General features: G+C 57.7%; 16 protein-coding genes. 11 read left to right on the top strand and 5 right to left on the bottom strand.

The genetic code is table 11. The features are described from left to right. Nucleotides 1–289 precede the first annotated feature (289 nt). From vioA to CKW23_RS00245, 3 genes are all read left to right on the top strand, one after another. Complete coding sequence (gene vioA / locus CKW23_RS00255; protein ID WP_025260933.1) at nt 290–1,405, top strand: dTDP-4-amino-4,6-dideoxy-D-glucose aminotransferase VioA; 1,116 nt, start codon at nt 290–292, stop codon at nt 1,403–1,405. A 2-nt stretch (nt 1,406–1,407) separates the two neighbouring features. Next, nucleotides 1,408–2,133 (top strand): class I SAM-dependent methyltransferase, encoded by a 726-nt coding sequence (locus CKW23_RS00250; RefSeq protein ID WP_025260934.1) that lies wholly within the window; start codon nt 1,408–1,410, stop codon nt 2,131–2,133. Between the two features lie 73 nt (nt 2,134–2,206). Continuing rightward, complete coding sequence (locus CKW23_RS00245; RefSeq protein ID WP_095066849.1) at nt 2,207–5,701, top strand: glycosyltransferase; 3,495 nt, start codon at nt 2,207–2,209, stop codon at nt 5,699–5,701. Nucleotides 5,702–5,740: 39 nt separating this feature from the next. Here CKW23_RS00245 and CKW23_RS00240 read toward each other — a convergent pair whose 3' ends face one another. The 4 genes from CKW23_RS00240 to CKW23_RS00225 all read right to left on the bottom strand — a co-directional run bounded on the left by CKW23_RS00240 (nt 5,741) and on the right by CKW23_RS00225 (nt 10,110). Further along, nucleotides 5,741–6,517, bottom strand: coding sequence for a dTDP-4-amino-4,6-dideoxyglucose formyltransferase (locus CKW23_RS00240; RefSeq protein ID WP_025260936.1), 777 nt, complete (start codon nt 6,515–6,517; stop codon nt 5,741–5,743). 114 nt (nt 6,518–6,631) lie between these two features. After that, the gene (locus tag CKW23_RS00235; RefSeq protein WP_025260937.1) at nt 6,632–7,324 is read right to left on the bottom strand and encodes a sensor histidine kinase KdpD; all 693 of its coding nucleotides are present in this window, start codon (nt 7,322–7,324) and stop codon (nt 6,632–6,634) included. Continuing rightward, a complete protein-coding gene (locus CKW23_RS00230; protein ID WP_025260938.1) occupies nt 7,321–8,922 on the bottom strand; it encodes a tetratricopeptide repeat-containing response regulator in 1,602 nt (533 codons plus the stop codon). The genes CKW23_RS00235 and CKW23_RS00230 overlap by 4 nt, the downstream gene beginning before the upstream one ends. A gap of 516 nt (nt 8,923–9,438) precedes the next feature. Further along, nucleotides 9,439–10,110, bottom strand: coding sequence for a TIGR04211 family SH3 domain-containing protein (locus CKW23_RS00225; RefSeq protein ID WP_025260939.1), 672 nt, complete (start codon nt 10,108–10,110; stop codon nt 9,439–9,441). 334 nt (nt 10,111–10,444) lie between these two features. On the opposite strand from CKW23_RS00225, the gene ppnN reads away from it, so the two are divergent. After that, on the top strand, nt 10,445–11,818 hold the full coding sequence (gene ppnN / locus CKW23_RS00220) for a nucleotide 5'-monophosphate nucleosidase PpnN (RefSeq protein WP_025260940.1): 1,374 nt from the start codon (nt 10,445–10,447) through the stop codon (nt 11,816–11,818). Nucleotides 11,819–11,854: 36 nt separating this feature from the next. Here ppnN and CKW23_RS00215 read toward each other — a convergent pair whose 3' ends face one another. Next, entirely contained in the window at nt 11,855–12,724 is an 870-nt protein-coding gene (locus CKW23_RS00215; RefSeq protein ID WP_025260941.1) for a helix-turn-helix domain-containing protein, read from the bottom strand. A 152-nt stretch (nt 12,725–12,876) separates the two neighbouring features. On the opposite strand from CKW23_RS00215, the gene pobA reads away from it, so the two are divergent. The 7 genes from pobA to pdxA all read left to right on the top strand — a co-directional run bounded on the left by pobA (nt 12,877) and on the right by pdxA (nt 21,503). Beyond that, a complete protein-coding gene (pobA, locus tag CKW23_RS00210) occupies nt 12,877–14,061 on the top strand; it encodes a 4-hydroxybenzoate 3-monooxygenase (protein WP_095066848.1) in 1,185 nt (394 codons plus the stop codon). Between the two features lie 144 nt (nt 14,062–14,205). After that, the gene (locus CKW23_RS00205) at nt 14,206–15,534 is read left to right on the top strand and encodes an MFS transporter (RefSeq protein ID WP_025260943.1); all 1,329 of its coding nucleotides are present in this window, start codon (nt 14,206–14,208) and stop codon (nt 15,532–15,534) included. Nucleotides 15,535–15,670: 136 nt separating this feature from the next. After that, complete coding sequence (locus CKW23_RS00200) at nt 15,671–17,014, top strand: Bd3614 family nucleic acid deaminase (protein ID WP_095066847.1); 1,344 nt, start codon at nt 15,671–15,673, stop codon at nt 17,012–17,014. 160 nt (nt 17,015–17,174) lie between these two features. After that, a complete protein-coding gene (gene dapA / locus CKW23_RS00195; RefSeq protein ID WP_025260946.1) occupies nt 17,175–18,047 on the top strand; it encodes a 4-hydroxy-tetrahydrodipicolinate synthase in 873 nt (290 codons plus the stop codon). A 15-nt stretch (nt 18,048–18,062) separates the two neighbouring features. Next, nucleotides 18,063–19,232, top strand: coding sequence for an iron-containing alcohol dehydrogenase (locus CKW23_RS00190; protein WP_025260947.1), 1,170 nt, complete (start codon nt 18,063–18,065; stop codon nt 19,230–19,232). Beyond that, nucleotides 19,229–20,488, top strand: a complete 1,260-nt coding sequence (locus tag CKW23_RS00185) for a four-carbon acid sugar kinase family protein (RefSeq protein WP_095066846.1) — start codon at nt 19,229–19,231, stop codon at nt 20,486–20,488. Before CKW23_RS00190 ends, CKW23_RS00185 begins: the two co-directional genes overlap by 4 nt. Further along, nucleotides 20,481–21,503 (top strand): 4-hydroxythreonine-4-phosphate dehydrogenase PdxA, encoded by a 1,023-nt coding sequence (gene pdxA / locus CKW23_RS00180; protein ID WP_095066845.1) that lies wholly within the window; start codon nt 20,481–20,483, stop codon nt 21,501–21,503. The genes CKW23_RS00185 and pdxA overlap by 8 nt, the downstream gene beginning before the upstream one ends. Nucleotides 21,504–21,539: the final 36 nt, after the last annotated feature.

Genomic DNA, 21,539 nt, shown 5'->3' with positions numbered 1-21,539 from the left:
GGGGGTCACTGCAGGTCATTGCTCAGTCCTTTGATTGTCATGGGGCTGCCAGGCGGCAATCACTACAAAATACGCATCGGGCGTTCTCAATATCAAGCCTTCATCGACAGGATCACAACCCGGAGCACCAGAAACGCGGCACGGCACTCTTGGCCGGTTTTTTGCTTTTACCATCGGCAAAACAGTTCGGCTGCCATTTTTATGTCAAAGCCATTCTCGTGAACAGGGAAGGCGTCAAGAAATGTCCTGTCGAGCAGCAATCATCTGCGACACGAGTAGAGAACTCTCCATGAGCGCACCGATTCCCGTAACTCGTCCCCTGTTACCGCCTCTTGAGGAATTCATTCCCTACCTCGAACAGATCTGGCAAAGCCACCAACTCACCAACGGCGGCCCGTTTCACCAGCAGCTTGAAAAAGAGCTGGCCGAGTATCTGGGCGTCCAGCATCTGTCGCTGTTTTCCAATGGCACCCTGGCACTGATGACCGCTATCCAGGCCCTGCGGATCAAGGGCGAAGTCATCACCACGCCCTACTCCTTCGTCGCCACCGCTCACTCCCTGCTCTGGAATGGCCTGACTCCGGTGTTCGTCGATATCGACCCCAACACCTACAGCCTGGACCCCGACCGTATCGAAGAAGCCATTACCCCGGCGACCACGGCAATCATGCCCGTGCATTGCTACGGAATCCCTTGCGATGTGGACCGCATCCAGCAGATTGCCGACCGTTACGGCCTGAAAGTCATCTACGACGCGGCCCATGCCTTCGGCGTGCAGTTCCGTGGCGAGAGCCTGCTCAACCACGGCGACCTGTCGGTACTGAGTTTTCACGCCACCAAGGTGTTCAACACCTTCGAGGGCGGCGCCATCGTCAGCCCGGATGCGAAAACCAAACAACGCATCGACTACCTGAAGAACTTCGGCTTTGCCGATGAAGTCACCGTGGTCGCGCCTGGCATCAACGGCAAGATGAGCGAAGTGAATGCCGCATTCGGCCTTTTGCAGCTGAAACATATCGACCAGGCGCTGCTGAAGCGCCAGCGCATCGACGAACGCTATCGCGCTGCACTGGCCTCGGTGCCCGGTATCGACATCGTCTGGCAGAGCACCGAGAAGCACAATTACTCGTACTTCCCGGTGCTGGTCAGAAAAGAGTTTGCCGTTTCCCGCGATGACCTTTATCAACGCATGCGCGACAACAACATCCTCGCACGCCGCTATTTCTACCCACTGATTTCCACCTTCCCGATGTACAGAGGCCTGGACTCAGCCAAGCCCGATCGCTTGCCTATCGCAACCGACCTGTCCAACCAGATCCTTTGTCTGCCCATTTTCGACAGCCTCACCGATGAAGCCTTCAATAGCATCATCGATGTGATTGTCACTGCAAGTAATGAGAACTGAACATGCGAACGTGCCCGGTCTGCTCCTGCCGTTTTCCGAACTTCTATCCCCTGGGTCGAACCTATCTGGAAGCCGCCCATCGTTTGAATGTCCACTACTCGATGGAGGACTACGAAACACTCAATGTCAGCCAGTACAGTTGCCCTGAATGCGCGGCCTCGGATCGCGACCGGCTCTATGCATTGTTTTCCATGCATATGCTGAACAACCCGCAAGGCAAGGAACTGCGCATCCTGGACATCGCGCCAGCCCCGGTCCTGTCCAGATTCCTGCGCAGCCTGCCCAATGCCCGGTATCGCTCGGCAGACCTGTTTTCGCCCATGGCAGATGACAAGGTCGACATCATGGACATGAACATCTATCCCAATGAGTCATTCGATTTCATCGTCTGCTCCCATGTACTCGAACACGTACGTGACGATGCCAAAGCCATGTCCGAGCTGTACCGCGTGCTGGCCAAGGGCGGCTCGGCGATTCTGATGGTGCCTTTGCTGCTGACCGCCACCACAACCGACGAAGATCCGGACGAAGAAAACGTGGATGAGCGCTGGGCGCGTTTTGGCCAGGACGATCATGTGCGCATGTACGCCAAACATGACTTCGTGACCCGCCTGGAAACAGCCGGATTCCAGATCGATGCCCTGGGCACCCAAGCCTTCGGTGACGGGGTATTCAAACAGCACGGCATTACCGAGCAATCGGTTCTGTACATAGGCCGCAAGTGCTGAGCGAACCTTGCCCACTTGCACCGACCCCGTTGAACGGCTGGTCCTCCCTACTCTCTTCACACGTGGTATTGCGATGAGTTCTTCACGTCTGGTCAGTATTGTCATCCCGGCTTACAAGGCCACTTTCTTCGAGACCGCGCTTGCCAGCGCGATCAGCCAGAACCACGACGACGTTGAAATCGTCATCTGCGACGATTGCCCGACCGAGGCCATCAAGAACATCGTCGACAAACTCAGCCCGGGCAGCCGCTGGCCCATCCGCTACGAGAGAAACCCGGTTGGCCTGGGCGAAGAGCACAACGGTGCCCGCGCCATCAGCCTGGCCCGTGGTCAGTTCATCAAGTTTCTGTACGACGACGACATTCTGGTCCCCGACTGCGTACGCCTGCTCTTCGATGTTCTGCACGACAGCCCCGACATCAAGATGGTCTGCGCCACCCGCAAACTGGTAGACGACAAAGGCCAGTTCATGCAGGACAACATGGCCACCCGCAACCCGTTCGGGCGCAATGTCGTGATCAATGGCCCGGAACTGGTGTCGTTCATTGCCCAGTACCCGATCAACTTCATTGGCGAACCCAGCTCCGTCATGTTCCGTCGCGAAGATGCGCTGGTGTTCGGCAATGAAATCATGTCGCTCAAAGGCATATTCATCTGGGGCCTGGCGGACGTTGCGCTGTTTGTGAAGCTGCTTCGCCAGGGCAATCTGGCGATGCTTGCACGTCCGCTTTCGTACTTCCGGGTTTCCGATCAGCAGAGCAGCGAAGTCTGCCGCACTAACCCTGAACTCCCGAGACAACGTCGCGCCGATTATCACCGCATCACCCGTGAGCTTGGCTGGGTACGCCCGGAAGAGCAGAACCGCACCGTCAAGATCGCTCCGCTGTCGCAGCGTGACAATATCCAGGAACTTGACCTGGTTGCCTATTTCGACCGGCGCCCGGAGAACCAGCGCCGCAACCAGCAGGTCGCCAGCTGGCTGGGTACCCGCAGGCCTACGGTCCCGCAACAGACCCTGATCAGGCAGCACCTGCAGGATCATGGTGGCGGCCCGACGATTGCCATTGTCGTGTCGGACTTCAATCAGCAGCCCGAAAGCGTCCTCGCCACCGTGCAGAGTCTGGCCAGCGACCCGCAACTGCTGGACAAGCTCAAGGTGTTCATCCTCGCCGATTACGACACGTCGAATCAGACACCGCTACAAGCCCAGTTGCCCTGGTTGAGCGCCACTGAGCAGGATCGCGCCATCGTCATCAATGACCTGATGGCAGAAAACGAACACGACTGGTGGGTACTGGTCGACGCGGGGACTACGTTCACGCAAAGCGGCCTGTTGAGCGCGGCACTGAAACTGATTGACGCGCCACACGCCTGCGCCCTGTTCGGCGATGAAATCGCACTCGAAAATCAGGACGGCGCCAGCCTGGGCCTGCGACCTGAATTCAGCCTCGACTACCTGCTGGCCAGCCCTTCGGCAACCAGCCGCAACTGGCTGTTCAGCAGAGAGAAAACCCTGCTGGTGGGCGGTTTCAATCCCGATCATGCACAAGCCATAGAGCTGGATCTGATCCTGCGCATGATCGAGCACCCGGACTTTACCGAGTTTGCCCATGCGACCGAACCGCTGGTGCTCGCGCCACAGGCCCGGCCTCAGTACAACAACGACGAGATCCGCACGCTGCAGCGCCACCTGTTCGCTCGTGGCTATGGCGACAGTGAAATCCAGACTACCGAGTCAGGCCATTACCGGATCACCTATGGCCACGCCGAGCAGCCGCTGGTTTCCATCATTGTCAGCTCCAATGATCAGTTGGAAACCTTGTTGCCGTGCGTAGAGAGCGTTCTGGAAAACACGGCCTATCCGAACTATGAAATCCTGATCAGCGACAATAACAGCCAGTCAGCGCAAAGCATTGAATGGCTGGCAAACATCGATTCGCTGCAATCGGACAAGATCCGCGTCGTGCGTCACCAGCAGACCCTGAACCCGTCCGCCCTACTCAATAGCGCCGCTCAACAGGCACAAGGCCAATACCTGCTGCTCCTGGCCGACAATGCAGCCATCCTGCACAAGGACTGGCTGCACAACCTGCTCAATCAGGCGCAACGGCCTGAAGTCGGCGTGGTCGGCGCAAAAATTCTTGCCGCAGACGGCAGCCTCGCCAACGCAGGTATCATTGTCGGCCTTCAGGACACCGCACAACCGGTCACGGGCGGCGAACCCGCAGCCTCGGCATCCTTTGCGCAGCGCCTGGAAACCGAGCAGAACTACAGCGCGGTCAGCGGCGCATGCCTGATGATTCGCAAGTCACTGTTCGACGATATACAGGGTCTGGAAGAGCATCTGTTCTACCAGTACTTCAGCGATGTCGATCTCTGCCTCAGGGTCCGCGATGCCCAGCATCTGGTGGTCTGGACGCCTCATACCATCATCCAGCTGCGCTCGGCCCCTCAAGCCATCGATGCCCAAGCCATGGACTTCGCCCGGCGAGCGCTGCATCACCGCTGGCTGCATTACATGGCCTGGGACCCGGCCTATAACACCAACCTCACCTTGCAGGCAGGCAGCTTTGTCAGCCAAGGCAACCCGCAACTGGCATGGCGTCCGCTGATCCATCGCCCACTGCCTGTGGTGCTGGTACAACCGGATGATGCCCATGCAGGCACTCGCGTCGCCCAGCCACTGCAAATGCTGGGTACTGCCCTGGCCGTGGACGGCGTTCTGAGCAACAGCCCTCTCTCGCTGCCAGAAATCGCCCGCCTGAGCCCGGACACTGTTGTGTTGCAAGGCTCGATCACGCCAGCGCAGATAGAAGCCATCGGCGCCATCAAGGAACACACCAATGCCTGGGTGACCTTTGATCTGCCCCACTACCCGGAAGGCCTTGAATCGGCGTACTCGTTGCGCAGTGCGCTGGAACTGGTGGACGCCGTCACCGTGCCGACACAGGCTCTGGCGGATCTTGTCCGGGATGCGCACCCGAACATTCAAGTGATCCCGACCAGGTTGTCGCCCGATATCTGGCTGAATGTGCAAAGCCAGCGCAAAACCCGTGACAAGCCTCGCATTGGCTGGGTCGGCACGGCCGATCAACAGGCCGACCTGCTGATCCTGTCCGGCGTGATCGAGGCTCTCGCCGACAAGGTGGAATGGGTGATCATGGGCCCATGCTCGCGCTGGTTGCGCCCGTACATCCATGAACTGCGCTCTCCGGTGGAAGGCGTTCTGTACCCTGAACTGCTGGCCAGCCTGAATTTGGACCTTGTGCTGGTTCCGGCTCAGTCGAGCCTGAGCACTCAGAGCAAGAGCCCGGTTTCCCTGCTGGAGTTCGGGGCTTGCGGCTACCCGGTGATCTGCAGCGATACTCTGTGTACCGAAGGCAGCCTGCCGGTAACGGCTGTCAGCAATGAAACCCCGGCCTGGATTGCGGCTATCGAGGCACACATCAATCAACCCGATGAATGTGCCCGTCTCGGGGATGAGTTAAGGCGCGAAGTGAGGGAGAACTGGATGCTGGATACGACGAATCTGCGGGACTGGCAGGCTGTCTGGGCAAGGCCTCAATAAGGCCAATTATGGAGGCATCACAAGGACGTGATGCCTTTATCAGGCTTTATCCAATACAACCCTGATGAAATACTTCTCACCCAGCTCATCATGGAAATAAGCATTCTTGAAGTTGCCATGTGAGGTCGCACGCAACAGATTAATGTGATCCCGCAAAGAGCCCACTTCATCCAGGTTCAACTCACACAGTTCATTATAGTCCTTGATACCGTTGTAATTACCTTCGGACAGCGGTTTGAAGACTTCGTAGCGGCCTTGCAGGATTCGCGGCAAGTACTCGCGCATCAACTCCTTTTCAGCCTCGATGACGTTATTGTAAACCTCAAGCGACGTTTCACCTGCCCCTATCGTTACCGGCTTCTGGGCAATGATATGGCCATGGTCGATTTCTTTATCCATGACATGAATCGTTGCGCCCACCGGCAGGCCGTTGAGTATTGAAAACGCCTGAGGATACCAGCCACGGTTGAAGGGGTTGAACCCCGGGTGGAAGTTGATACAGCGCACGCCTTCTACCAGGCGCTTAGGGAACAGCTGTTTGCAATGAACACTCAGCACCAGATCGTAATGACTGATGATGAAGTCTACGACCGTGTCGTCTTTTACATTGATCTCGCGAGCCCCCAGTTCAACCATATTCTGGGGCGCTTTGTTATAGGAGGTATAGCGCAAGTCCAGCGTGACAGTTAAACGTTTATCCAGCGTTTCAAGGCACTCTATCAACGCCGCAGAAAGGGGCGGATTATCGGAAACAACCAACAGTTTTATTGCCGACGCCTGCCCCGAAACCTGCTGATTATCTTCTGTCAACTTCACGGAATTTATCCATATGCCAGTTAAATTGCACAGCGCGTCAAAAATATAGCAGCGACGTCCAGAGAGGCGCAAGGCGCGGCTGAAGGTGAACCCCAACCGTCCCTGAAGAAGGACTCAAGGCAGGTAAAGGCTGAACTTGCCGCCACCCAGCACACCACCATTGGCAATCTCGATACGCCCCCGCACACCATTGCGCTCATGCAGGCGAGCGATATGTGCGGCGAAGTACAGGCCAAGCCCGGTGCTGCCGGTGCTCTGGTTGATGCCCTGAACATAATCGTCCTGATTCTCGATCATGTGCGCCGGATAGCCCGGGCCATCGTCATTGATGACGATCTTCAACTGGCCGTCCTCTTCGCTTGCGCTGATCACGATTTCCTCACGGGCAAATCGAATGGCGTTGACGATGATATTGGCCACCACCGAACCGATCAGTTCGCGGTCGAAGAAGCCCAGCGGGCTCAAGGCATCCACGACATAGTGGGCAGTGATGCCACGGCTGCCCAGCACTTCCTGGTGATGCGCCAGTTGCGCCTCGATGAAATCATCCAGCTCGTGATAATCGGGACGCAACGGAAGCTGATTGACACCCAGCTTGTAGATGCCGAGCAGCTGTACCAGCATGCCGTTGAGGTTGGCGAACTCGTAATCGATCACGCCGTTTTCAGGCGCACTGCGCTGCTCGCCGGGAAGTTGCGCAAGCCACTCGCTGTGGGCCTGAGTCAGGGTCGCCAGTGAGTTCTTCATGTCATGGACAGTGGAAGCGATCACCATGGAGAAATCGAGTCCGTTCTCTTTGTCACTCATGCGCCAAACGCCCTTTCCTTGAGTTTCTGGTAACGGTCGTACCGTGGGTCGCTATCGGGCATCTTGCCGACCATTTTCAGTGTGGCACGACACTCTTCACGCCCTGCTTCGCCCAGGTTCTGTCCCGGATGCAGCAAGGACTGCGCCATGTTCAGCGCAATACTGATGTTCTTGGGCTGCAAGGCCAGGGCACGGCGGAACATGTCCTGTGCTTCGGTGAGATTACCGGCCTTGTAGCTGCGCACACCCTGGATATTGAGATCGATGGCCGCCTTGTTGGCTCCCAGAATCGCAGGATCATCAGTCATGGTGGCGATGCTTTTCATGACAGCCGGGTCATCGCCGTAGATTTCTGCACAGTTCTTGAGCACACCTGCGCCCGCATCTTCCTGGCCCAGTTGCTTGAGCTGGGTGGCAACCACCAGCGCCGCTTCTGCACTGAGGAATTGGCCCAGGTTGTCCAGGCGCGACATGGCCTGTTCAGTCAGCTTGGCAGCCATTTCAGGGTCCGAATGCTGCAGGCTGGCCGCTTTCATCAAGCGGGTACGCACTTGCAGGCCTTCGTCTTCACCGTGCTCCTTGGCCACATCGCCCAGGGCGTTGTTGATCTCGACACGGGTACGCGCATCCAGCCCCTGATCGCCGCCCTTGCTGATCAGGGCATGAGCCAGACCGAGATTGGTTTCAGGGTCCTTGAAGCGCGAATGCTGCCCCTGGGAAACAGCCTGGCGATAAGCCTTCGATGCGCTCTCGAAATCTTCGTTGCCCAGCGCCAGCTTGCCCAGCAGCTTTTGCCGACGCACCGCCAGAGGCGAAAGGCGCACGGCGTTTTCCAGCACACTCTGGGCGCGTTTGGCATCGCCACGGGCTACCAGCACTTCGGCCAAGCCGTCAAACAGCGCGGGCATGGTGGGGAAAGCCTTGATGGCCTGCTCGAAAACCTCCTGCGCCTCGGTCACCTTGCCACGCTTGAGCAACAGATTGCCCAACGCGCCGTAAGCCCAGGGCGTAGCCCGGTCGGCCAGAATGGTCTTGAGAAAGCTTTCCAGAGGTTCATTCTGGTTAAGGTCGCGCAGGGCGTCGGCCTTGTAGCGCAGGCACAGGGGCGCAAAGCGTGGGTCCTGCTGAATCAGGGTATTGCAGGCCGCAAGGACTTCGGCGGGCTTGCGACGGTCGAGCGCTTGCAGGATCGGCTTGAGCAGGGTCTTGCGCTGCACCAGCTTTTCAAGACGCTGGGCAAGGCCTGCACGGTTGAAAGGTTTGGTCAGGTAGCCATCGGGCTCCCATTCAAGAGCGCTCATGACCATGGCCTGGCTGTTCTCGGCTGTCACCATGATAAAGACGCTTTCATAACTCAACAGCCTTTCGACCATCAGGTCTTCGAGCACCTGCTGACCGTTCTTGCGGCCATCACCCAGGTTGAAATCATGCAAGACGAAGTCATAGCGCTTTTGCGAGCACATGCGCAGGGCCTGCTCGCCGGTGTCGGCAGTATCCACTTCCTTGACGCCCAGCTCACGCAGCATCGATCTTACCGAACTCCGAAAATCGGAAAAATCGTCGACGATAAGAAAGTTCTTTTGGTTGTACGCCAGCATCCAGATTCCTGTCTTGCAGAGGGTGAAAATGTGCTTCCAATAACCTGAAAACGCTTTACATCAGGCTTATCAGCCAACTTTCAGGTCGTACATGATAACTAATGGCTAGTTGCCATTAAACAGTTTTCCACTTGCGGAATTCTTTCCGCTATCTGCCAGAAAACTGGCAAGACTATTCAGTTTCTCGACCGAAGGTTGAAAAACTGAATAGTCTTGGGCAAACGAGATAGTCGTAGGAGATCACCCGCCGCCTCGGCACCGCGCTGTCGCGCAGTAAACAGGAGCAGGTGTTTCCAGATTCATGGTTCGGCTTGAGGCCGCCTTGCGCCTTTACGGCGGAACCAGTAGGAGCAGCACATATCAATAATGGATATGTACGCCGGATAACGTTTCTACCCTACATAAAATACGTTCTAATTCATGGTCTTGCGTCTTTTTTGATGAGCGCGAATTTATTCGCGAGACGCCATTAGAGCGCGACAGCGCGGCGGCTAATTGCTCCTCCCAGATTTCACATCAGACCCAGCCGTCGTTGCGCTTGCGGCTGCGGGTCAGGGAAGGAAGGATCAGGCCAACCAGCAGGCCGATACCGGCAATGCTGCCGCCATAGACCATGTAACGCATCATGACCTGCTTGTTTTCGTCACCCAATCGGGCCTGGGTGTTGCGCAGTTCGGACTGGGTGTCGGTCAGCTCTGTATTGAGCGCCAGGGTACGGGCTTCCAGCTCATCGATCAGTTTCTTGCGCGTATCCAGTGTTTCCTGCATACCCTGAACCCGGGTCTTCCAGGTGTTGTCGATATTGGCCAGTTGCCCGGTCAGTTCTTCCACCTTCTCGGTCAACTGCGGGACCCTTTCAGCTGGCCCGGCAACATCCTGCAGATCGCTGCTGAGAATCCAGACGGTGCTGCCGCCCTCGCCCCTGACCTGGCTGTAGTTGCCCTGGGTCGAAAGCAGATCGACCTTTTGCCCGGACTTCAGGGTACCGACGATGCGGTGTCCATCGGTTGGACCGCTGCGCACGTATGTGCTGAGGTTGTCGCTGACCCAGCGATCGTTTTCCGCCGCGTGGGCATAAGGAGTCAAAACTGTCAGCAGCGTGCCGAAAAGACCGGCACCCAGAGCGCGACGGGAAGCGTTGAAGAGGACAGGTGCACGAGATACGAGTGCGGAAAGATGACGAGACATGGCAATGATTATCTTTGTCTGAAATAAGAAATTAAGACCCTGAGGCTCCTGACCTTGTGGTCCGTCGAGTGAGTCCATCAGCTAACAGACCCTCTGAACGGGGTCAGGTTCACTATCGGCCCCTCATGCGTCAAAATTCAGCCATATGGCAAAAGGCCCGTTATTGCCTGATTTCAAACGGTTTCAGCCGTGCGACTATGCTCAAGACAGTGACTGTGGTGCACAGCGTTTGCTTTCCCGTCCATGTGCCGTAGACAATGCGGGCAGGCGTGAACGTCATCGATGCTCACCATCCTGATGCAACTGCGGATGCATCGCTCTAATGGAAAATAGAATGATCCCAAGACAAGTGATTAACGCCTCGGTCAGCCCCAAAGGCAGCCTCGAAACCCTCTCCCAACGTGAAGTGCAGCAACTCAGCGCGGCAGGTTCAGGCAGTACTTACACACTTTTTCGCCAGTGCGCCCTGGCCATTCTCAATACCGGCGCCCATGTCGATAACGCCAAGACAATTCTTGAAGCCTACGAGAACTTCGAGGTTCGCATTCATCAGCAGGACCGCGGAGTTCGCCTGGAACTGCTCAACGCACCCGCGGACGCCTTCGTCGACGGCGAAATGATAGCCAGCACTCGCGAAATGCTGTTCAGCGCCCTGCGCGACATTGTCTACACCGAGAGCGAACTGGACAGCCAGCGCATCGACCTGAGCGACTCCCATGGCATCACCGACTACGTCTTCCACCTGCTGCGCAACGCCCGCACCCTGCGCGCCGGCGTAGAGCCGAAGATGGTGGTGTGCTGGGGTGGTCACTCGATCAACACCGAAGAATACAAATACACCAAGAAAGTCGGCCACGAACTGGGCCTTCGCAGCCTGGACATCTGCACCGGCTGCGGTCCGGGCGTGATGAAAGGCCCGATGAAAGGTGCCACCATTGCCCACGCCAAACAGCGTATCAATGGCGGTCGCTACCTGGGCCTGACCGAGCCCGGGATCATCGCTGCCGAAGCGCCGAACCCCATCGTCAACGAACTGGTGATCCTGCCGGATATCGAAAAACGCCTGGAAGCCTTCGTGCGTGTCGGCCACGGCATCATCATCTTCCCGGGCGGCGCTGGCACGGCTGAAGAGTTCCTGTATCTGCTGGGCATCCTGATGCATCCGGACAACAGGGATGTGCCGTTCCCGGTGATCCTCACCGGCCCGAAAAACACCGAGCCTTACCTGCAACAACTGCACGCTTTCGTCGGCGCCACCCTGGGTGAAGCCGCGCAGAAGCACTACCAGATCATCGTCGATGATCCGGCAGAAGTTGCCCGGGTGATGACCCGCAGCCTGAAGGAAGTCAAACAGTTCCGCCGCGAGCGCAACGATGCTTTCCACTTCAACTGGCTGCTCAAGATCGAAGAAAGCTTCCAGCACCCCTTCGATCCGACCCACGAGAACATGGCGAAACTGCAACTGAACCATGAGATTCCACCTCATGAACTGGCGGCCAATCTGCGTCGTGCGTTCTCCGGTATCGTGGCGGGCAACGTGAAGGACAAGGGTATTCGCCTGATCGAGGAACATGGTCCTTATCAGATCCATGGCGACCCGGCGATCATGAAGCCGCTGGACAAGCTGTTGCAGGCATTCGTCGAACAGCATCGTATGAAACTGCCCGGCGGCGCAGCCTATGTGCCGTGCTATCAGGTAGTCACCTGAGTTCAGACGGGGTGGCTGCAAAGCGCCCCGTTTTTTTTAACGCTGAATACGAAACTGCCTGGGCGACAGCCCCGTCGCACGCTTGAAGAAACGCGAGAAATAAGCAGGCTCTGAGAACCCCAGGCTGTCGGACACCTGATTGATGGTCATGGTGGTGTAAACCAGGCTGCGCCTGGCCTCCAGCAGCAATCGCTGGTTGATGATCTGCAAGGCCGACTGGTCGCACAGGCGGCGACAGAGGGCATTGAGATGTGCGGCGCTGATGCCCATTTTCTGCGCATGTCGCTCAATCGACCAATGCTCGCGAAAACTCGATTCCAGTTGATGCATGAACGCCTGCAAATGCTCGCGCCCGCGATCAGGCACCTGAATATCCTGAAGCGCGTGCTCGTTGCTGCGCCGACTCAGCCAGACCATCAGCACATTGATCAATGACTGCAGCATCAGGTCACGTCCGGGACGATGCTGTCGGTACTCTGCCGCAATCGCGCTGAACAGGGTGTCCACGTAATGACTGTCAGCCCCAAGCGAATGGCAGTGAGCCGAACCCGACACCGGATCGTCCAGTGCCGCCTCCAGTTGCTCCACCAAAGGCCTGGCCAGGCTGAGGATATGGCCCTGAATGTCTTCGCTGAACTTGAAGGTGTGGACGCTCAGCGCCGGGACCACCAGCAACGAGGGCGTGTCGACCTCATGGACCGCCTCCTCCACCTTCAACACTGCCCGTCCCGATTGCACATACAGCAACTGCACCAGATCACTGTGTCGATGGGGCTTGATCTCCCATTCATGGATCCTGCTGCGTTCGGGAATCGACTCGCAATGGATCAGATCCGGCGTGGGCCAGGCAGCCGTCTCGCCATAGAGCTTGAAAACCGGAATCGCGGCAAGCGCTGTTCTGGGCATGACCGGCTCCTGTGGGTAATCCTTGAAAAGTCCAGATAATGCGCTGAATAGTGCCTTCTTATGCCATGAGCATCCATTAAAAATACAGGAGACAAAAACAAAGACATCCCGCCGGTCATCGACTGGCAGGGACACATGACAGGAAAACAATAATGAAAACCCAAGTCGCAATCATCGGCTCAGGCCCGTCCGGGCTGCTGCTGGGCCAACTGCTGCAACGTGCCGGTATCGATAACGTCATCATCGAACGCAAGAATCCCGACTACATCCTTTCCCGTATCCGCGCCGGGGTGCTGGAGCAAGGCATGGTCGATCTGCTGCGCGAAGCCGGCGCTGGTGAACGCATGGATGCCCAGGGGCTGATTCATGATGGTTTCGAGCTGGCTTTCGATGGGCGTTGCGAGCGTATCGACCTCAAGGCCCTGGCCGATGGCAAGACCGTCATGGTCTACGGCCAGACCGAAGTCACCCGCGAACTGATGCAGGCTCGCTCGCAAGCCGGTGCCATGACCCTCTATGACGCTGAAGACGTCCAGCTCCACGACCTGAAAACCGACCGACCTTACGTGACCTTCAGCCAGAACGGCCAGACGCAGCGTCTGGACTGCGATTACATTGCAGGCTGCGACGGATTCCATGGGGTTTCCCGGCAATCCATTCCCGCTGACAGCCTGAAAGTCTTCGAGCGCGTCTATCCCTTTGGCTGGCTCGGCGTACTGGCCGATACGCCACCGGTCAACGAAGAACTGGTGTACGCCAACCATCCACGCGGCTTTGCCCTGTGCAGCATGCGTTCGGCCACTCGCACCCGGTATTACGTGCAGGTCAGCGCAGATGAAAAGGTCGAGGACTGGTCGGATGAGCGCTTCTGGGACGAATTGAAAACCCGGCTTCCCGATCACCTGGCCGAGCGGCTGGTCACCGGTCCTTCCATTGAAAAAAGCATCGCACCGCTGCGCAGTTTTGTCGTGGAACCCATGCAGTACGGTCGCCTCTTCCTGCTGGGCGACGCCGCCCATATCGTCCCGCCGACCGGTGCCAAAGGCCTGAACCTGGCCGCCAGTGATGTCAACACGCTGTACCGGATCCTGCTCAAGGTCTACAAGGAAGGTCGCACCGACCTGCTGGAAAAATATTCACAGATCTGCCTGCGCCGGGTCTGGAAAGCCGAGCGATTTTCCTGGTGGATGACCTCAATCCTGCACAGTTTTCCCGGCACCGATGATTTCAGCCAGCGGCTTCAGCAGACTGAGCTGGATTACTACGTGGGCTCGGAGTCAGGCCGAAGGACCATCGCCGAAAACTATGTGGGATTGCCTTACGAAGCAATCGAATAATGAATTCGCTCCTGCGTTGTGCAATTTCACAACAACCACCCGGCATGGCAGTGCAAATCGCCAAAGAGTTTTTGTTGTCAGCCCCATAAGATCGGGATCAGCTGTACGCAGTATAAAAACAACAAGCTCCGAGGATTCACCGCCATGCCCAACCCATCGATTCGGGATGCTGGCGACGTCGAAGGCAATCATGTCTACCGTCGCATCACCCTGCGCCTCATACCCTTTATCTTTATCTGCTACCTGTTCAACTACCTGGATCGGGTCAACGTCGGCTTTGCCAAGCTGCAGATGCTCGATGCCCTGAACTTCAGCGAAACCGTCTACGGCCTGGGAGCCGGGATCTTCTTCATTGGCTACGTACTGTGTGGCCTGCCCAGCAACCTGGCGCTCAACCGTTTCGGGCCACGGCGCTGGATCGGCCTGATGATGATCACCTGGGGCACGTTCTCCACCTGCCTGCTGTTCGTCACCACTCCGATGGAGTTTTATGTACTGCGCTTCCTGACCGGCATGGCCGAAGCCGGCTTCTTCCCCGGCATCGTGCTCTATCTCTCGCGCTGGTACCCCAACCAGCGACGCGGTCGGATCATGGCACTGTTCATGTCCGCCATTCCGGTATCCGGCCTGCTGGGCGGCCCGTTCTCCGGCTGGATTCTCAACCACTTCGCCGCGGGTCAAGGCGGCATGGCGGGCTGGCAGTGGATGTTCCTGATTCAGGGCCTGCCAACGGTCGTGCTGGGCCTGTTGGCGTTCCGGTTGCTGTGCGACAAGGTCGAAGATGCACCCTGGCTGACACCCGAGCAACGTCAGCGGGTCAAGGCCGACATCACCACCGATGAACTCAGCCGCCCGGTGATCAGTGAAAAGGCCTCCCCTCTTTCGGTACTGACCATGCCGTTCATCTGGGTGCTGGGCTTTATCTACTTCTGCATCCAGAGCGGCGTGTACGCGATCAACTTCTGGCTGCCGTCGATCATCAAGAACCTGGGCTTCAGCGATGCACTGGTGATCGGCTGGATCAGCGCCGTGCCTTATCTCATGGCCGGCGTGTTCATGATTCTGGTGGGCCGCTCGGCGGATCTGCGCAATGAACGACGCTGGCACCTGGTCGTGCCGATGCTGATGGGCGCCCTGGGCCTGATCATCGCCGCCAACTTCGCCACCGTGCCAGTCATCGCGATTCTTGGCCTGACCATCGCCACCATGGGCGCCCTCACCGGCCTGCCGATGTTCTGGCCACTGCCCACCGCCCTGCTCAACGCCAGCGTCGCCGTAGCCGGGCTGGCACTGATCAACTCCATCGGCCAGATGGCGGGCTTTCTCAGCCCGTATCTGGTGGGCTGGATCAAGGACCAGACCGGCTCCACCACCATGGCGCTGTACTCCCTGGCAGGCCTGACCATCGTCGGCAGCCTGGTAGCCCTGCGAATCAGCCGTCAGTCAGCGACCAAGGCGGCAGCCGCTGCGTAATCCCTGGCCGCAATACCAAAAGCCAGACCTCGTGTCTGGCTTTTTATTTTCAGCCCCGATCCACCCAAGAACTAATGGCTATGTAGAATCAAACAGTTTCGTCCGGTGTGCTCATCTCATGATCTGGAGAGCTTGAATGGATGTGTCTCGTTACATTTTGCTGTTGGCATTGAGGGAAAAAGCCCAGACAGGAAAGGATCTTGCCTATCTGGTATCGAAAGAAAAGATCATTGCCAAAGGAGTCAAAGGTGACAAGGGATATGAAGAGCCGATTGTAAACATGCTGCACAATCATTCATCTCCCAAAGGCACAATTTTCGCCACCTACACGCCGACAGATATGTGCCAAGGTCTAGCCTGGCATAAAGGATTGCGAAAGATTATTTATGCAATAAACTTTATTCCATGGAGTATTGCGATCAAAGAAAAAACGATTGACGCCCCTAAGGCATTGGAAAAGACAGCAGCCTTCGTCATTTCTTCCTCTCTATATGGCAGAGATCTGAACACGCTCAATACATTCCCTGCGACGCAACCACTGCTTGATCAATGGCATGCTCTATTGGAACATGCAACGCTTAGCGATAAGGCAAAAGAAATCAGAGCTAGCAGCAAAGGATGTATCGATATTTATAATACGCGAGTGAAAGAAGGCGATGAAACCACTCTGCTCACGCGCATAGCTACCAGCATACCGATCCAGACAGGCAGCGTCGTTACAGAGCAAAACAACAAGGATCGGCTATGGATGAAAATCGCTTATGCATTGGCTGGAGCAGCCCTGCCGGCTCAGAGGAAAAAGAAAGGCGATCTGAAGTCTCCACTACCGCACGGCCATAACGTTGCCGCCATTATGGTGAGCAACACAGACCTCATTCTTGGCTGGGGAGTCAACATTAACGGCCTGAATGGCTGCTTCCATGCCGAAACCTCAATGATCCTCGCCTATTTGACCCAGAATAATACAACCCAACTACCCAAAGATGTACGTATTTATTCAACGCTGGAACCTTGCCATATGTGCTCGGGTTTAATTACCACGTTGAGCGTCAATACACCTGTTGTCGTTGGACATATGGACCCGAACATTGATAACAACACACTCAAGCAGGGTAAGAATGGTTCCGTACAACGTATGACCACCATGATGCCCATCATTCAAAAGCCTGTTGTCTATCTTAAAAATATTACAAAAGAGAACAATCCTACAGCGCATGCGAGATGGATGCAGAATTTCTATAACGAAAAAGGAAATTCTCCTACTGCTGCAGACTGGCTCACTTCAGAATATACAAAAGACAATAAGCCAATCACCCAGTTTCTTAACACTAACAAGTCCCCCACACAACTCTTCAGCTATAACCTCACGAGTCTCCAGGAACTCCTGGATGCTGGTGTGGGAGACCCCGGCGAGAACGAAATCCTGAAACGCGGCATTGCCCTGATCGAAAAAATCAAAACCAGCGGCCTGATTCGCTAAGCCTCTGCGTGCAGGCGATTGCTCAATCGCCTGCACGCCATCTGCCCTCTCTCCTCCCCTCTCCATACCCCGCATTTTGAAAAAAACGATCAAAACCTCTTGCCACAAATGATTGATTCAATCACTATCGAGCCACTAACAATAAAACGAGACTATGGCCATGCAATTTCGCGGCATCATTCCAGCTCTGGTCACGCCCTTTACCGATGATCAGCAACTCGATGAGCAAGCCCTTCGCGGCCTGATCGAAAACCTTCTGCAAGCCGGTGTACATGGGCTTTTCGTGCTGGGCACCAATGGCGAGTTCTTCACTCTCTCCGAATCCGAAAAACTGAAAATCGCCCGTATTACCGTTGAAGCGGCAGCCGGGCGTGTGCCTGTAGTCGTAGGCACCGGTGCCTTTGCTACCCATGAAGTGATCGAACTGAACAAAAAAATGATCGATGTGGGCGCAGACGCCCTGTCCATCATCACGCCGTACTTCAATGCCATCAGCCAGTCCGAACTCATCAAGCACTACACCGCCATTGCCGATGCCTCCGAGTTGCCGCTGATGATGTACAACATTCCGGCCAAGACCGGCATGTCCATCGGTATCGGTGCCGTGGCCACCCTCAGCCAGCACCCGAAAATCAAAGGCATCAAGGACAGCGCCGGCAACTTCGATGCACTGGTTCAGATGATGAAATACCGCAGCGACGACTTCGCCGTGTTTGCGGGCACCGACTCGTTGATCTACTGGAACCTGCTGGCCGGTGGCGATGGTGCTATCGCTGCCACCGCCAACGCGGTACCGGATGTGGTCATGTCGATCTGGAACAACTTCCAGTCGGGTAATCACGAAGCCGCCCGCGCCGCCCAGGAAGCCCTTCGTCCACTTCGCGATGCGTTCGCGCTGGGCACCATGCCTGTGGTGCTGAAAACCGCGACCCAACTGCTCAATGTGCCCGTCGGCCCCTGCCGCTCGCCGGTCCAGCCGCTGGATGCCGCCGCACTGGAAAAACTCCAAGGCCTGCTGGCCGTCTACCGCTAAGCCGGAGGTAATCCCATGTCCGCCACTTATCACTTCCAGACCGTAAAGCATGTGGTTCACGGCCCCGGCAGCCTCGATCTGCTCACTGAAAAGCTGCCGCTGCTCGACGTCCCGGTCAAAACCGTGGTGCTGGTCACCCAGAATGCCATGCACAACCTGGGCGTGACCCAGCGCATCACCGAGCAAATCAAGGCCCGCAACATCGCCGTGCATATGCTCGATAACGTCGAGATCGAACCGACGCTGGAAAACATCGAGCGCGTGTTTCGGGAAGACGTTGCACCGCACGCCCCCGATGCACTGATCGCCATTGGTGGTGGCAGCGTGCTGGATGCGGCCAAGCTGTTCGCCGTGATGCTGACCAACGACACACCGCTCAAGGATCTGCTGGGCATCGACAAGGTCACGCACCCCGGCAAACCCATGGTGCTGGTGCCGACCACGTCGGGTACAGGCTCGGAAGTCACGCCCAACGCCATCGTCACCTTGCCCGATGAAGAATTGAAGATCGGCGTAGTGAGCCGCCATCTGCTGCCGACGCTGGTGGTGCTCGACCCGCTCTTGACCCTGAGCCTGCCACGCCCGATCACCGCCGCCACCGGGATGGATGCCTTCACCCACTCGCTGGAATCCTTCATTTCCACCAAGGCCAACCCCATCAGCGATGCCTTTGCGCTGGAATCCATGCGCCTGATTGCGGGGAGCATTGTCGAGTCCTATCAGCAACCGGAATCGATACGGGCACGCGGCGATATGCTGCTGGGCTCGATGTATGGCGGCCTGGCCCTGACCGCCGCCGGAACCGCAGCCGTGCATGCGCTGGCGTATCCACTGGGCGGCAAGTTCCACGTCACCCATGGCGTGGCCAACGCCATGCTGCTACCCCATGTCATGGCCTTCAACCTGGACAGTTGCGCCGAACGCCTCAAGCGCGCCGCGCTGACATGCGGTCTGGCCAGCCATGACGACAGCAACGAAGCCGCAGCCCACAAGTTGATCGAGCAGATTCGCCAGTGGACCCAAGTGCTGAACATTCCCCAGAACCTGCGTGATTTCGGCGTGGCTGAAGAGCATTTGCCGGACATGGCAGTAGCGGCCTCCAAAGTCACCCGCCTGATGACCAACAATCCCAAGGTCTTGAGCCTGGACGACATCCAGCAGTTGTACCGGTGCCTGCTGCCATGATTCGCGCCGACTTTCCCGGCCTGCTGATACTCGCTGACGATCTGTCGGGAGCCGCCGACTGTGCAGCGGATTTTGCAGCGCGTATCGAGACTCGCGTGGTGCTGACCACTGCGGGCTCGCTGGCAGCGGACGTCGTCGCCATAGATGTTGACTCCCGTCGCATGCCTCCCCAGCAGGCCGCCGAACAACACCGGGTGGTCCTGCGCCAGCAACATGCCACGGCCATGGCGCTGTACAAGAAAATCGACTCCACCCTGCGCGGCAATGTCGCCAGCGAAATCGACGCGCTGCAATCAGTACGCGGTATGGCCCTGGTGGCTCCGGCTTTCCCGGACATGAAGCGCACCACCAGCCAGGGCGTGCAATTGATCGATGGCGTGCCGGTGGATCAGAGCGATGTGTGGCGCAACGAGAACCTGCAAGGCACCAGCAACCTGCTGGAGCTGCTGCTCAAGCAGGGTTTGCGTACGCAATGGCTGGGGCTGGACGATCTGCGCGATGGCGCGACTCTGAAACAGACCCTGCGCACAGCCCTGGAAAACGGCGTGCAGGCGCTGGTCTGCGATGCCGAGCTGGACAGCGATCTGCAGAAACTGGCCCAGGCTTCGGCCCAGTGGCATCAGCAATTGTTCTGGGTCGGTTCGGCAGGCCTTGCCCGGCATCTGCCTCAGGCATTGGGGCTGCCAGCCGCCCGAACCGTCCAGGTAACGCCCCGCTCTCCCGTACTGACCGTGGTCGGCAGCATGTCCCGGCACTCTCAGGTACAGGCCGACACCCTGGCGCAATACAGCCCGCAATACAGCCTGACCATTGCTCCAGCCACCTTGCTGGACAGCCATGCACAGGTCGAACGCGATGCACTGCGCCAGCAACTGGAAGACCAGTTGAGCGCAGGGCATGACGTGCTGGTGCGACTGGATCAGCAACATCGCGACCCGGCACAAGCGGCCGACCTGAGCAACGCACTGGCCCGATGGCTGGCACCGGCCCTGCCCCATGCCGGTTCGCTGATCGCTACCGGCGGTGAAACCGCACGGGCGATTCTGATCGAGGCAGGTATCGAGCACATGACCCTGCAGGGCGAACTCGCCACAGGCGTGGTGCTGTCCCAGGCCCGACTCGGCTCCCGCCACCTCAATGTGGTGACCAAGGCTGGCGGCTTTGGTGACCCCGACACCTTTCTCGCGGCCTGGCGACAATTGCATGAACCGGCTGCGACCGGCACCACTTTCAAAGAGGAAGCTCCCTATGTCTGAACGTCCTGTCATTGGTATCACCATGGGCGACGCCGCCGGGGTGGGTCCTGAAATCATCATGAAAACCCTGACCCACGCTTCGGTGTACGAAACCTGTCGGCCGTTGGTCATCGGCGACGCCAAACGCCTTGAAGACGCCAACCGCATCGTCGGCAGCAACCTGCGCGTCAACAGCATTGCCAGCCCGGCACAGGCGCGCTTCGCCCAGGGCGAGGTGGACTGCATCGATCTGGGCCTCATCCCTGCCGACCTGCCTTATGGCAAGTTGTCGCCCATTGCCGGTGACGCTGCCTTTCGCTACATCGAACGCACCGTGCAACTCACCGAAGCCGGTGAACTGGATGCGATCTGCACCGCGCCACTGAACAAGGAAGCGCTGCATGCAGGCGGGCATATCTTCCCCGGCCACACTGAAATGCTCGCGCACCTGCTGGGCGTGGAAGAAGTGTCGATGATGCTGATGACGCCGATTCTGCGGGTCATCCATGTCACCACCCACATCGGCATCATCGACGCCATCGCCCGGATCGAACCGGGTCTGGTGAAGCGCACCATCGAGCGCGCCCGGGAAACCCTGGTGCGTGCCGGTATCGAAAACCCGCTGATCGCGGTGTGCGGAATCAACCCCCATGCCGGTGAAAACGGTCTGTTCGGCTATGGCGAAGAAGCCACCAAGATCCAGCCCGCCATCGACGAATTGCGCGCACGCGGCTGGCGTGTCGAAGGCCCGCTGCCGGCCGACACGCTGTTCTTCCGGGCCGGTCGTGGCGACTTCGATGCCGTGGTCGCCATGTACCACGACCAAGGCCATGGCCCGGTCAAGGTCATGGGCCTGGAAGCCGGAGTCAACGTCACCATCGGCCTGCCGGTGATTCGTACCTCTGTGGATCACGGCACCGCATTCGACATTGCCGGCAAAGGCATCGCCGATGAACGCAGCCTGATCGAAGCCCTGCGCCAGGCCGTGGAACTGGCTACCCGTAAACGCGACACCCGCAATTCCATCGCCGTCTGAACCCACCTCCCAGAACACCCCCGGCAAAGACGTGCG

Source organism: Pseudomonas sp. Irchel 3A18, assembly GCF_900187465.1.
Classification (GTDB): domain Bacteria; phylum Pseudomonadota; class Gammaproteobacteria; order Pseudomonadales; family Pseudomonadaceae; genus Aquipseudomonas; species Aquipseudomonas cichorii.
Note: the sequence above shows the minus strand (reverse complement) of the source record. Positions and strands in the feature narration are given on the sequence as shown.

Excerpts from the sequence above, each read along its gene's own strand:
- ppnN (WP_025260940.1), top strand. The coding sequence starts at position 10,445 with ATGATCCCAAGACAAGTGATTAACGCCTCGGTCAGCCCCAAAGGCAGC.
- dapA (WP_025260946.1), top strand. The coding sequence starts at position 17,175 with ATGCAATTTCGCGGCATCATTCCAGCTCTGGTCACGCCCTTTACCGAT.
- CKW23_RS00190 (WP_025260947.1), top strand. The coding sequence starts at position 18,063 with ATGTCCGCCACTTATCACTTCCAGACCGTAAAGCATGTGGTTCACGGC.
- CKW23_RS00235 (WP_025260937.1), bottom strand. The coding sequence starts at position 7,324 with ATGAGTGACAAAGAGAACGGACTCGATTTCTCCATGGTGATCGCTTCC.
- CKW23_RS00205 (WP_025260943.1), top strand. The coding sequence starts at position 14,206 with ATGCCCAACCCATCGATTCGGGATGCTGGCGACGTCGAAGGCAATCAT.
- CKW23_RS00185 (WP_095066846.1), top strand. The coding sequence starts at position 19,229 with ATGATTCGCGCCGACTTTCCCGGCCTGCTGATACTCGCTGACGATCTG.
- pdxA (WP_095066845.1), top strand. The coding sequence starts at position 20,481 with ATGTCTGAACGTCCTGTCATTGGTATCACCATGGGCGACGCCGCCGGG.
- CKW23_RS00245 (WP_095066849.1), top strand. The coding sequence starts at position 2,207 with ATGAGTTCTTCACGTCTGGTCAGTATTGTCATCCCGGCTTACAAGGCC.
- CKW23_RS00200 (WP_095066847.1), top strand. The coding sequence starts at position 15,671 with ATGGATGTGTCTCGTTACATTTTGCTGTTGGCATTGAGGGAAAAAGCC.
- vioA (WP_025260933.1), top strand. The coding sequence starts at position 290 with ATGAGCGCACCGATTCCCGTAACTCGTCCCCTGTTACCGCCTCTTGAG.
- CKW23_RS00215 (WP_025260941.1), bottom strand. The coding sequence starts at position 12,724 with ATGCCCAGAACAGCGCTTGCCGCGATTCCGGTTTTCAAGCTCTATGGC.
- CKW23_RS00225 (WP_025260939.1), bottom strand. The coding sequence starts at position 10,110 with ATGTCTCGTCATCTTTCCGCACTCGTATCTCGTGCACCTGTCCTCTTC.
- CKW23_RS00230 (WP_025260938.1), bottom strand. The coding sequence starts at position 8,922 with ATGCTGGCGTACAACCAAAAGAACTTTCTTATCGTCGACGATTTTTCC.
- CKW23_RS00250 (WP_025260934.1), top strand. The coding sequence starts at position 1,408 with ATGCGAACGTGCCCGGTCTGCTCCTGCCGTTTTCCGAACTTCTATCCC.
- pobA (WP_095066848.1), top strand. The coding sequence starts at position 12,877 with ATGAAAACCCAAGTCGCAATCATCGGCTCAGGCCCGTCCGGGCTGCTG.